The 11,500-nt window shown below is 73.8% G+C and carries 9 protein-coding genes; 7 read left to right on the forward strand and 2 right to left on the reverse strand.

Annotated features, from left to right (window positions below; all coding sequences use genetic code 11):
- The 4 genes from sucB to FVS66_RS05970 form a co-directional block, all read left to right on the forward strand.
- Nucleotides 1-951, forward strand: a 951-nt coding sequence (sucB, locus tag FVS66_RS05955; RefSeq protein ID WP_149179940.1) for a 2-oxoglutarate dehydrogenase, E2 component, dihydrolipoamide succinyltransferase, incomplete at its 5' end; no start/stop codon positions are given.
- 144 nt (nucleotides 952-1,095) lie between these two features.
- A complete protein-coding gene (locus FVS66_RS05960; protein WP_149179941.1) occupies nucleotides 1,096-1,725 on the forward strand; it encodes a GntR family transcriptional regulator in 630 nt (209 codons plus the stop codon).
- 266 nt (nucleotides 1,726-1,991) lie between these two features.
- Nucleotides 1,992-4,679: a pyruvate dehydrogenase (acetyl-transferring), homodimeric type gene (aceE, locus tag FVS66_RS05965; protein WP_149179942.1), complete on the forward strand. Its 2,688-nt coding sequence runs from the start codon at nucleotides 1,992-1,994 to the stop codon at nucleotides 4,677-4,679.
- A 94-nt stretch (nucleotides 4,680-4,773) separates the two neighbouring features.
- The gene (locus FVS66_RS05970; protein ID WP_149179943.1) at nucleotides 4,774-5,763 is read left to right on the forward strand and encodes a YafY family protein; all 990 of its coding nucleotides are present in this window, start codon (nucleotides 4,774-4,776) and stop codon (nucleotides 5,761-5,763) included.
- A gap of 51 nt (nucleotides 5,764-5,814) precedes the next feature.
- Here FVS66_RS05970 and FVS66_RS05975 read toward each other — a convergent pair whose 3' ends face one another.
- Nucleotides 5,815-6,756: an SDR family oxidoreductase gene (locus FVS66_RS05975; protein ID WP_149179944.1), complete on the reverse strand. Its 942-nt coding sequence runs from the start codon at nucleotides 6,754-6,756 to the stop codon at nucleotides 5,815-5,817.
- A 132-nt stretch (nucleotides 6,757-6,888) separates the two neighbouring features.
- Here FVS66_RS05975 and FVS66_RS05980 point away from each other — a divergent pair, with 132 nt between their 5' ends.
- Complete coding sequence (locus FVS66_RS05980; protein WP_187645407.1) at nucleotides 6,889-7,407, forward strand: DUF4240 domain-containing protein; 519 nt, start codon at nucleotides 6,889-6,891, stop codon at nucleotides 7,405-7,407.
- A 24-nt stretch (nucleotides 7,408-7,431) separates the two neighbouring features.
- Here the strand turns inward: FVS66_RS05980 and FVS66_RS05985 are convergent, their stop codons facing one another.
- A complete protein-coding gene (locus tag FVS66_RS05985; RefSeq protein ID WP_262386829.1) occupies nucleotides 7,432-7,929 on the reverse strand; it encodes a GNAT family N-acetyltransferase in 498 nt (165 codons plus the stop codon).
- A 230-nt stretch (nucleotides 7,930-8,159) separates the two neighbouring features.
- On the opposite strand from FVS66_RS05985, the gene FVS66_RS05990 reads away from it, so the two are divergent.
- The gene (locus FVS66_RS05990; RefSeq protein WP_149179946.1) at nucleotides 8,160-9,095 is read left to right on the forward strand and encodes a TIGR01777 family oxidoreductase; all 936 of its coding nucleotides are present in this window, start codon (nucleotides 8,160-8,162) and stop codon (nucleotides 9,093-9,095) included.
- A gap of 747 nt (nucleotides 9,096-9,842) precedes the next feature.
- Nucleotides 9,843-11,135 (forward strand): NAD(P)/FAD-dependent oxidoreductase, encoded by a 1,293-nt coding sequence (locus FVS66_RS05995; RefSeq protein ID WP_149179947.1) that lies wholly within the window; start codon nucleotides 9,843-9,845, stop codon nucleotides 11,133-11,135.
- The last annotated feature ends 365 nt before the right edge of the window (nucleotides 11,136-11,500 follow it).

Consider the following 11,500-nt stretch of genomic DNA (forward strand, 5'->3'; position numbering starts at 1 on the left):
CCCGCCGCCGCCCAGGCGACGGACGAGGGCGCGTATGTGACCCCGCTGGTCCGCAAGCTCGCCGCCGAGCACGGTGTCGACCTCGCGACCGTCAAGGGCACGGGCGTCGGTGGCCGTATCCGCAAGCAGGACGTCATCGCGGCCGCCGAGGCCGCGAAGGCCGCCGCCGCACCGGCCCCGGCCGCCGCCGCGGCGCCCGCCGCCAAGGCCCCGGCACTCGAGGCGTCCCCGCTGCGCGGCCAGACGGTCAAGATGACCCGCATGCGCAAGGTCATCGGCGACAACATGATGAAGGCGCTGCACAGCCAGGCCCAGCTGTCCTCGGTCGTCGAGGTCGACATCACCAAGCTGATGAAGCTGCGCGACCGGGCGAAGGGCGCGTTCGCCGCCCGCGAGGGCGTCAAGCTCTCCCCGATGCCGTTCTTCGTCAAGGCGGCCGCCCAGGCGCTGAAGGCCCACCCGGTCATCAACGCCCGGATCAACGAGGACGAGGGCACCATCACGTACTTCGACTCGGAGAACATCGGCATCGCCGTGGACTCCGAGAAGGGTCTGATGACGCCGGTCATCAAGGGCGCGGGCGACCTGAACATCGCGGGCATCTCCAAGGCCACCGCCGACCTGGCGGCCAAGGTCCGCGGCAACAAGATCACCCCGGACGAGCTCGCGGGCGCGACGTTCACGATCAGCAACACCGGCTCGCGCGGTGCGCTGTTCGACACGATCATCGTTCCGCCGAACCAGGTCGCCATCCTGGGCATCGGCGCCACGGTCAAGCGCCCGGCCGTCATCGAGACCGCCGAAGGCACCGTCATCGGCATCCGTGACATGACGTACCTGACGCTCTCCTACGACCACCGCCTGGTGGACGGCGCCGACGCGGCCCGCTACCTGGCGGCCGTCAAGGCGATCCTGGAGGCCGGCGAGTTCGAGGTGGACCTCGGCCTGTAGGTCCGATCGGCCGACCGTACGTCCAACACGGCGCCCCCGACCGGCAGTTGCCCGGTCGGGGGCGCCGTCGTCGTACTTCGGGAGGCCGGGCGGAATAATGACGCCGATGGCGTCGACCGCCACGGCAACGAAGGAGCGCTCTCCATGACCACCCCGCCCCCCGTCGTGCACTCGCTGCGCGAACAGATCCGCGAGCACATCGTGGAGGGGATCGTCAGCGGCCGCTGGAAGCCGGGCGAGCGGATCGTGGAGCGCCGTATCGCGACGGAGCTCCAGGTCAGCCAGACACCGGTCCGGGAGGCCCTGCGCGAGCTGGAGAGCCTGCGCCTGATCGAGTCGGCGCCGAACAAGGGCGTACGGGTACGGAACCTGACGGCGGCGGACCTGGAGGAGAGCTACCCGGTGCGGGCGGGCCTGGAGCAGATCGCCGCGGAGCTGGCGGCGGAGCGCCTGGCCGAGGACTGCTCGGCGCTGGAGCCGCATGTGGCGGCCCTGTACGAGGCGGACGCGCACGGCGACGGAACGGCCCAGGTGCGCCACACGGTCGCCTTCCACCGGGAGCTGGTCCGCGCCGCCCACAACGCGGTCCTGCTGCACACCTGGGAGGGCCTGGGAATCGAGGTCTTCACGGCCCTGTCGATCCGCTGGCTCGGCACGGTGCAGAAGGAGTACGCCCAGGAGCACCAGGAGCTGGTGGAGGCGTTCCGCCGCCGCGACCCCGGGATCGGCGCGCTGGTGAAGGCCCACGTCCTCGGCTGCGCCCCCCGCGCATGACCGCGCCGGCCGGTCGCCGCGGGGCGCTCATTCTGTCGCCCCCGCGCTCATAAGGTCGGCCTCACCTGCGAAAACACGGCACCGGGTGCCCTATTTCGTGGCACCCGATGCCTATTTTGCTCTGCGGCATAAGATTTTTACCGTCACCCTTTGATCGATCATCGATCACAGTCGTACAGTCGTCCGCGGACTTCAACAGAGGTCCCTCGCCCTGTCCTGCCAAGACCAAGGGCTCCACACCCCTTCGACTCCGGAAGGCGGCGACTATGACCGACCCCACCCGCATCCAGCCGAGCGAGCTCGACCAGCTCCCGGACCGCGACCCCGAGGAGACCGCCGAGTGGCAGGCGTCCCTGGACGCCGTGACCGCCGCGGCGGGGCCGCACCGTGCCGCGTACCTGATGCGTCGCACCCTGGAGCGGGCCGAGGGCGCCGGTCTCGCGCTGCCGAAGCTGCTGGAGACCGACTACCTCAACACCATCCCCACCGCCGCCGAGCCCGGCTACGGCTTCGACGGCGACGAGGAGCTCGAGGCCCGCGTCACCGCCTGGAACCGGTGGAACGCCGCCGCCATGGTGACCCGCGGCTCGAAGTACGGCGTCGGCGGCCACATCGCCACCTTCGCCTCCGCCGCCTGGCTCTACGAGACCGGGTTCAACCACTTCTTCCGCGGCAAGGAGGGCGACGGCTCCGGCGACCAGCTCTTCATCCAGGGCCACGCCTCCCCGGGCATCTACGCGCGGGCCTTCCTCGACGGGCGGCTGAGCGAGCAGCACCTCGACAACTTCCGGCAGGAGTCCGGCGGCAACGGCCTGCCCTCCTACCCGCACCCCCGCCGCCTCCCCTGGCTGTGGGAGTTCCCGACCGTGTCGATGGGTCTCGGGCCGCTCTCCGCCATCTACCAGGCGCGGTTCAACCGGTATCTGACCAGCCGGGGCATCAAGGACGTGTCGAACTCGCACGTCTGGGCCTTCCTCGGCGACGGCGAGATGGACGAGCCCGAGTCGACCGCCGCACTCGCGCTGGCCGCCCGCGAGTGTCTCGACAACCTGACCTTCGTCATCAACTGCAACCTCCAGCGCCTCGACGGCCCGGTCCGCGCCAACTTCAAGATCGTGCAGGAACTGGAGGCCCAGTTCCGCGGCGCCGGCTGGAACGTCGTCAAGAGCCTCTGGGGCACGGCGTGGGACGAGCTGTTCCAGCTCGACACCACCGGTGCCCTGGTGCGCCGCCTCCGCGAGGTACCGGACGCGCAGGTGCAGACGTACCAGACCCGGGACGCGGCGTACATCCGCGAGGACTTCTTCGGGAAGGACCCCGCGCTCGTCGAGATGGCCCGGCTGCTCTCCGACGACAAGATCCTCGAGTGCTTCCACTCCTCGCGCGGCGGTCACGAGTCCCGCAAGGTCTTCGCCGCGTACAAGGCGGCCGTGTCGCACAAGGGCGCGCCCACCGTGGTCCTCGCGCAGACCGTGAAGGGCTACACGCTCGGCAAGGGCTTCGAGTCCAAGAACGCCAACCACCAGATGAAGAAGCTCTCGGTGGAGGAGTTCAAGGGCATGCGCGACCTGCTCGGGCTGCCCATCCCGGACAGCGCCTTCGACGGCGGCCAGGTCCCCTACGGCCACCCGGGCGCCGACTCCCCCGAGGTCCGCTACCTCCAGGAGCGCCGCGCCGCCCTCGGCGGGCCCGCGCCGGCCCGCCGTGTCCACCCGGTCGCGCCGCTGCCCGCGCCGGCGGAGAAGGCGTTCACGGCGTTCGACAAGGGCTCCGGCTCGCAGTCGGTCGCCACGACCATGGCGTTCGTCCGGCTGATCAAGGACCTCGTCCGCGACAAGGAGACCGGCAGGCGCTGGGTGCCGATCGTGCCGGACGAGGCCCGCACGTTCGGTATGGAGTCGCTGTTCCCGTCGCTCGGCATCTACTCGCCGAAGGGCCAGACGTACGAGCCGGTCGACCGTGACCAGCTGATGTACTACCGCGAGGCCGAGAACGGCCAGATCCTCAACGAGGGCATCACCGAGGCCGGCTCCATGGCCGACTTCATCGCCGCGTCGACCGCGTACTCGACGCACGGCGAGCCGATGATCCCGTTCTACATCTTCTACTCGATGTTCGGCTGGCAGCGGACCGCCGACCAGATGTGGCAGCTCGGCGACCAGCTCGGCCGCGGCTTCCTGGTCGGTGCCACCGCCGGGCGGACCACCCTCACCGGTGAGGGCCTCCAGCACGCCGACGGCCACTCCCCGGTCATCGCCGCCACGAACCCGGCCGCCCTGACGTACGACCCGGCGTTCGCGTTCGAGGTCGCGGCGATCGTCAAGGACGGTCTGCGCCGTATGTACGGCGAGGGTGCCCCGGGCGAGGACCCGAACGTCTTCTACTACCTGACCGTCTACAACGAGCCGATGCCCCAGCCGGCCAAGCCCGAGGGCGTCGACGAGGGCATCGTCAAGGGCCTCTACCGCTTCAAGGAGGGCTCGGGCGCCGAGGACGCGCCGCGCGTCCAGCTGCTGGCGTCCGGTACGGCGATCCACTGGGCGCTCCAGGCCCAGCAGACGCTGGCCGACGAGTGGGGCGTGACCGCCGACGTGTGGTCCGCGACCTCGTGGACGGAGCTGCGGCGCGACGCGCTGGAGGCCGACGCGGCGCTGCTGCGCGGCGAGGAGCGCGTGCCGTATGTGCGCCAGGCACTGGCCGACGCGCAGGGCCCGGTCCTGGCCGTCAGCGACTACATGCGCCAGGTCCCGGACCAGATCGCGCAGTGGGTCGAGCAGGACTACAGCTCGCTCGGCGCCGACGGCTTCGGCCTGTCGGACACCCGCGAGGCCGCCCGCCGCCACTTCGGCGTGGACGCCCCGTCGATCGTGGTCGCCGCGCTGGCCCAGCTCGCCCGCCGAGGCGAGGTCCCGGCCTCCGCGGTGAAGGACGCCCGGGAGCGCTACGGCCTGTAAGTACGTCCGCGGGTGAACCCGTTGTTCTGCCTGTGCCCCCGGTCCGCCTCCCCGCGCCCGGGGGCACAGGCATGTGGAGCGGCATGATGGGCGTATGCGTGCCGCCCGCCTCATCAAGATGGTGCTGTTGCTCCAGTCCCGGCCGTCGATGACCGCCGCCGAGCTGGCGCGGGAGCTGGAGGTGTCGGAGCGGACGGTCACGCGGGACGCGCTGGCGCTGTCGGAGGCGGGTGTGCCGGTGTACGCGGACCGGGGCCGGACCGGTGGCTACCGGCTGGTGGGCGGCTACCGTACGCGGCTCACCGGGCTGGCCCGCAGCGAGGCGGAGGCGCTGTTCCTGTCGGGTGTGCCGGGCGCGCTGCGCGAGATGGGCCTCGACGACGCGGCGTCGGCGGCCCGGCTGAAGGTGTCGGCGGCCCTGCTGCCCTCCCTGCGGAACGTCTCGGAGTCGGCGGCGCGGCGGTTCCACCTGGACGCGCCCGGCTGGTACCAGGAGTCCGGGGCACCGGAGCTGCTCCCGGTGGTCGCGGAGGCGGTGTGGGGCGACCGCCTGGTCCGGGCGCTGTACCGGCGGGCCGACGGCGAGGTGGAGCGGGAGCTGGCGCCGTACGGGCTCGTGCTGAAGGCGGGTGTCTGGTACCTGTGCGCACGGGCCGGGGAGGCGTTCCGGGTGTACCGGGTCGACCGGTTCGCGGCGGTCGCGCTGTGCGAGGAGCGGTTCGTACGGGACGAGGACTTCGACCTGCCGGTGTTCTGGGAGGAGCGGGCGGCGGAGTTCGCGCGCTCCATCCTCCGTACGGAGGTGGTGGTACGCCTCTCGGAGGCGGGGGCACGCCGTCTCCCGTACACGACGGACCGGACGGCCGCCCGCGAGGCCCTGGAGGCGGCCGGCCCACCGGACCCGGTCGGCCGGGTGACGGTCACCCTGCCGGTGGAGTCGGAGGAGGTGGCGTACACCCAGCTGCTGGCCCTGGGCCCGGAGGCGGAGGTCCTGGAGCCGCCGTCACTGCGGGAGCGGTTCGTGGGTGCGGCGGCGCGGCTGCGAGAGCTGTACGCGGTGACCCCGCCCCCGGCCCCCGCCTGAGGACGAGGGCCGTTCAGGTGCGGCACGGGGGTCCGGGGACGGAGCCGCCCGTTACCGGTACGCCTCCGCCGACGCCTGCCTGCCGCCGTGGACGACGTCCCGGAAGTACCCCCAGGCGTCCGGCTGCGAACCGTCGGCGTCCGTGAAGCCGTACTCCTTGGCGAGCTGCCCGCTGTCGAGGGACCGGCCGCTCCACCGCGCCTTGTCGGGGTCGGCGGCGAGCGCGGCGACCGCGCGGCCGACGTAGACGGGCGACTCGGCGACCGCGAAGTGCGGCTCGCGCGCGCACGCGTCGCGCCAGTTCTCCTCGCGTACGCCGAACGCGTCGAGCATCTCCTCGGAGCGCAGGAACCCGGGCGTGAGCGCGACTGCGGTGGCGCCCGCGTCCTTCAGGTCGTGGGAGAGGGCGAAGGCCATGCGGATGGGGGCCGTCTTGGCGAGGTCGTAGTAGAAGTTCTCCCGGAAGCGCCGGTTGTACTCGGCGGTGCCGTCCGTCATCTCCACGACCAGGCCGCCGGGGCGGCGGATCAGCAGTGGCAGCGCGATGCTGCTGGTGATGGCGTGGCTGCGGATGCCGAGATCGAGCATCCGCAGGCCCTGCTCCAGGTCGGTCTCCCACATCTTCACGCCGAATCTCAGCAGGTGGTCGCCGCCCCAGAGGCTGTTGACGAGGACGTCGAGGCGGCCGTGGTCGCGGTCGACCCGGTCGACGAGGGCACGGACCTGCTCGGGGACGAGGTGGTCGGTGGGGACGGCGATGCCTTCGCCGCCCGCCGCGGTGACGAGCTCGGCGGTCTCCTCGATGGTCTCGGTGGACCGGCCGACCTCGCTGACGTGGGTGCGGGTGGTGCGCCCGGTGACGTAGACGGTGGCGCCGGCGGCACCGAGCTGGACGGCGATGGCGCGGCCCCCGCCGCGGGTGGCGCCGGCGACGAGGGCGACGGTGCCGGAGAGCGGTCGGGCTTCCGAGTGCGTGTGCTGCGTGGTCGTCATACGAGGACCGTTCCACGCAATGGCGACATCTTCTGTCCGGTATCCGTCCGGCATCCGTCCGCTCCGTTTCCGGCTCGTGTTCCGGCCGCTCCGCGTGCGCCGTTCCCCCGGACGCCCGATGCTGGTCCCGTGATGGACGAGACGGAGTTCTGGGAGATCGTCGACACGACGCGCGAGGCCGCCGAGGGCGACCCCGAGGACCACGCCGAGCTGCTCGTGGAGCGGCTGATGCAGCTGGACCCCGACTCCGTACTGGACTTCGCCCGCCATTTCGAGGCGCGCTACAACCGCGCGTACACCTGGGACCTGTGGGCCGCGGCGGCGGTCCTGCTGGGCGGGGCGGACGACGACGCGTTCGACTACTTCCGGTGCTGGCTGATCGGCCAGGGGCGGGAGCTGTTCGAGGGCGCGGTGCACGACGCGGAGACGCTCGCGGAGCTGCTGGAGGACTTCGACCCGGCCCTGGACGGGGACGGGGAGGACCTGGGGTACGCGACCGACGAGGCGTACGAGCAGCTCACCGGCCTGGACTCGCCGGACCTGGGGATCGCCCCGCAGCCACCGGAGCCGGCGGGCACACCGCTGGACGTGGCCGACGACACGGCGCTGGCGGAACGGCTGCCGCGGGTGTGGGACCGGTTCGGCGGGTGAGGAGCGCCGCCGGGGGCCACGCCGTCAGAACGGCGTACCGCCACCGCTGAGGCGACGCCCCATGAAGACGTCGTCGACGTACCGGCCGTCCAGGCGGAACTCGCCGGGCAGCACGCCCTCGACGGCGAAGCCCTCCGACTCGTACAGGGTGCGCGCGGGCTTGTTGTGCCCGAGGACGTGCAGGGTGATCCGGATGGCGCCCTGGCGGCGCGCCTCGTCGCACGCGGCGCGCAGCAGGGCGCGCGCGACGCCGCGGCCACGGGCGGTCTCGGCGACGACGAGGCCCTGGATCTGGCGTACGTGGGTGTTACAGGCGAGCCGGGAGGGGAAGCCGAGCCGGATGTAGCCGACGGGGCGGCCGTCGCCGAGGTCGGCGACAAGGTAGTCCTCCGGGCGGTGGTCGGCGTCGAAGAACGGGTCGAACGGCGGCTGCGGGCGCGGCATGACCGCGTGGAGGGTCGACCAGGTGGTGTGGTCGAGCTCGGTGAGCGCGTCGGCGTCGCCGGGATGGGCGGGGCGTATGCGGGGGCGGGAGGCGGGTCGTGCGCCGCCGGGGTGCGCGGCGGCCGCGTCCGCCTGGCCGGAGGCGGGTCGTATGCCGCCGGGGTGCGTCGGGGTCGCGTCCCCGGGCTCGGAGGCGGGTCGTATGCCGCCGGGGTGCGTCGGGGTCGCGTCCCCGGGCTGCGCGGGGCGGCGTATGGGAGGCGGGGTGGTCATGGCCGTCACTGTGCCACGGGGGTCAGGATGTGGTCATGACTGTTTCGCGCAAGGACTCGTCGCCCTCTTCTCCGCCGCCCCGCTCGCGTGTCGCCGTGACCGGCGCGGGCGGACTGATCGGCTCCGCTCTGGTGCGCTCGCTGCGGGCGGACGGCCATGAGGTCGTCCGGCTCGTACGACGGGCGGCGCGGGGCGCGGACGAGGTGGAGTGGGACCCGCGGCGGCAGTACGTGGACGCGGCCGGCCTCGCGGGCTGCGACGCCGTGGTGCACCTGGCGGGCGCGGGGGTGGGCGACCGGCGTTGGACGGAGGCGTACAAGCGGGAGATCCGGGACAGCCGGGTGCTGGGTACGGCCGCGATCGCGGAGGCGGTGGCGTCGCTGGACGTCCCGCCGAAGGTGCTGGTGTGCGGGACGGCGCTCGGGTACTACGGCGACACCGGCACGCGCGCGGTGGACGAGTCGGCGTCGGCGGGCGAGGGGTTCCTGCCGTCGGTGTGCGTGGAGTGGGAGGAGGCGGCCGCGGCGGCCGAGGAGGCGGGCGTCCGTGTGGCGTACGCCCGCACGGGCCTGGTGGTGGCCGCCGAGGGCGGGGCCTGGGGACGGCTGTTCCCGCTGTTCCGCGCGGGGCTCGGCGGGCGCTTGGGGCACGGGCGCCAGTACTGGAGCTTCATCGCCCTGCACGACGAGGTGGCGGCGCTGCGGCACCTCGTGGACACGCCGTCCCTGTCGGGCCCGGTGAACCTGACGGCCCCGGAGCCGGTGACCAACCGCGAGGTGACGGCCGCGATGGGCCGCGTCCTGCGCCGCCCGACCCTCTTCCCGGTCCCGGCCCAGGCCCTGCGTCTGGTCCTGGGCGACTTCGCCCAGGACGTACTCGGCAGCCAGCGCGTCCTGCCGACCCGCCTCCAGGAGTCCGGCTTCCGTTTCGCGTTCCCGACGGTGGACTCGGCGATCCGCGCGGCGGCGTAGGGACGGCGTAGGGACCGCGTAGGACAAGGGTTTGCGTCCGCCTCGGCGCCGGTCACGGGCCCGCCCCGGCGGGCGCTCGCCGAGGCCATGCGCCGGGCCGGGCCGGGCCTACGAGTGATCCACGGGCGTCCCCTCGGGCCCCGATACGCACCGCGGCCTCGACCGAGGGGCTGCCGACGCCTCCCGGGGCGGTTGTCGCTCCCGCGCCCGGGGTGTGCTCCGCCCCGCTCCCACGTGTCGGCTCGCCTCCGGGTGGCGGCACCGGACAGCGCCCGTGCCGACCGCGCACCGACCGTGCTCCCCATGGTTCCCCGCCCCCGGCCCCCGGCCCGCTCCCGACACGTGCCGCGGCTCCGGTCGCCGCGGCTCCCCCGGCGGCGTACCCCTCCGCTCACCGCCTCGGTGCGCCCCGCGGCCGTCGGGCGGAACCACCCGGACCGTGGCGTTGCGTGAGGGGGCGGTGTGGCCGCTGTGCGGGTGCCCCGGCGTCCGTGAGACGTCTCTGCGCGGGCGCCCCGCTTCCGGCCGCTGCGCGTGGTGGGCCCGCGCGACGTGAAGCCGGGGGACAGCACGCGTGTGCGACCTCCGTGCTTCGGTGACCCCCTCCGCGCGCGACTGCCCCGTACCGCCGGGGCGCCCTACGCTCTGGTGCCGCAAGGGACGCTCAGGTCCCGAACTCGGGTATTCCGAGGGGCCGTCCAGGGCATGAGCCACCCACGCACCGAACCGTCACCCGGGGAGGGTCACGTGCTCAGTACCGCAGATCACGCGGACGTCGTCATCGTCGGAGCCGGGCTCGCGGGACTGACCGCGGCCCACCACCTCACCAGCGCCGGACTGGCGGTCCGCGTCCTGGAGGCCGCTCCACAGGTCGGCGGGCGGATGGCCACCGACCACGTCGACGGGTTCCGGCTGGACCGGATCGGGCAACTGCTCAACGCGTCGCACCCGGAGCTGCACCGCGCCCCCGGCATCGACCCCGTCACCCTGCGGCGGTTCCAGCCGGGCGTGCTGGTGCACAGCGGCGGCCGGCTGCACCGGACCGGTGAGGTGCGCGGCGGCGCCCGTTCCGCGCTGACCCGGGCCCGGGCACTGGCGAGCGGACCCCGCCCGCTTGACCAGGCCCGCCTCGGCGCCTCCCTCGCCCGACTGGCGGGCACCCCGACCGAGCGGCTCCTCGCCCGCCGGGAACGCCCCGCCCTGGAGGCCCTGGCGGCCCGCGGCCTGCCGACCAGGACGATCACCACCTTCCTGCGCCCCCTGCTGACCGCCCTGCTCAGCGACCCGGACCTCACCACATCCAGCCGGTGCGCCGACCTGGCACTGCGCGGGTTCGCCCGGGGACGGCTGTGCGTCCCGGCCGGCGGGGCGGCGACGCTGCCGGAGCGGATGGCGGCCGCGCTGCCGCCGGGCACGGTACGGACCGGGGTACGGGTCAAGGACGCGTCGATCAGCCGGGTGCTGACCGCCGAGCACGGCGAGTTCACCTGCCGGTCGCTGGTCGTGGCGACCGGCGCGCGGGCGGCCGCCGAGCTGCTGCCCGGCCTGCGGGTACCGGGCTTCCACCCCGTGACCGTCCTTCACCACACCGCGGCGGCCACCCCGCTGGCGGCCCCGGCCCTGGTGCTGGACGCCGACCGCGCCGGGCCGGTCTCGCACACGGCCGTGATGAGCGAGGTGGACCCCTCACGCGCGCCGCACGGCCGGGTGCTGATCACCTCCACGGTGCTCGGCACACCACCCGACGACCTGGACCGCCGGGTCCGGCGGCACCTCGCGGCGCTGTACGGCACGGGCACCGGCGACTGGGAGCTGCTGGCCGTACGGCACGACCCGGAGGCCGTACCCGCCATGCCCGCCCCGCACGACCTGCGCCGCTCCGTACGGCTCCTGGCCGGCCTGTACGTGTGCGGCGACCACCGCGACATGAGCACCCCCCAGGGCGCCCTCCACTCCGGCCATCGCGCCGCCCAGGCCATCCTCCGCGACCTGGGCCTCCCACCCGCCCACCCGTCGACCCGCCTGGAGGCAGCGGCCTGAACGGCGCCGGCCGAGGCCGGGCCCCCGGGAGCCCGTGGCCCTTGGTTCCGGCCGACCACGGCACCGGGCGGTCCCGCTACGGGCCACTGGCTGAGGGCCACTGCGGGCCACGCGTTGGTGCCCCAGGCTCTCGGCTCCGGTCAAGCGGGGCACTCCCGTCGCGGTGCGGACGCCTGCCCACAAGAGGGCGGGTGTGGCACCCCGTCCACGCGCGGGGCGCCCGGCCCAGCCGCGAGGCCGCCCCGTCTCGTCGAGGCGGCGTCGCCTCGGCCGGGGCAGTCCCATTCCTTCCCGTTGCGGGCGTGTGTTCCGCCATGACCGACGCGGGGCCCCTGGTGGGCACGACGGGACGCTGCCCTGTCCGA

Origin of the sequence: Streptomyces sp. TRM49041, from assembly GCF_008271805.1 — a bacterium.
Taxonomy (GTDB): domain Bacteria; phylum Actinomycetota; class Actinomycetes; order Streptomycetales; family Streptomycetaceae; genus Streptomyces.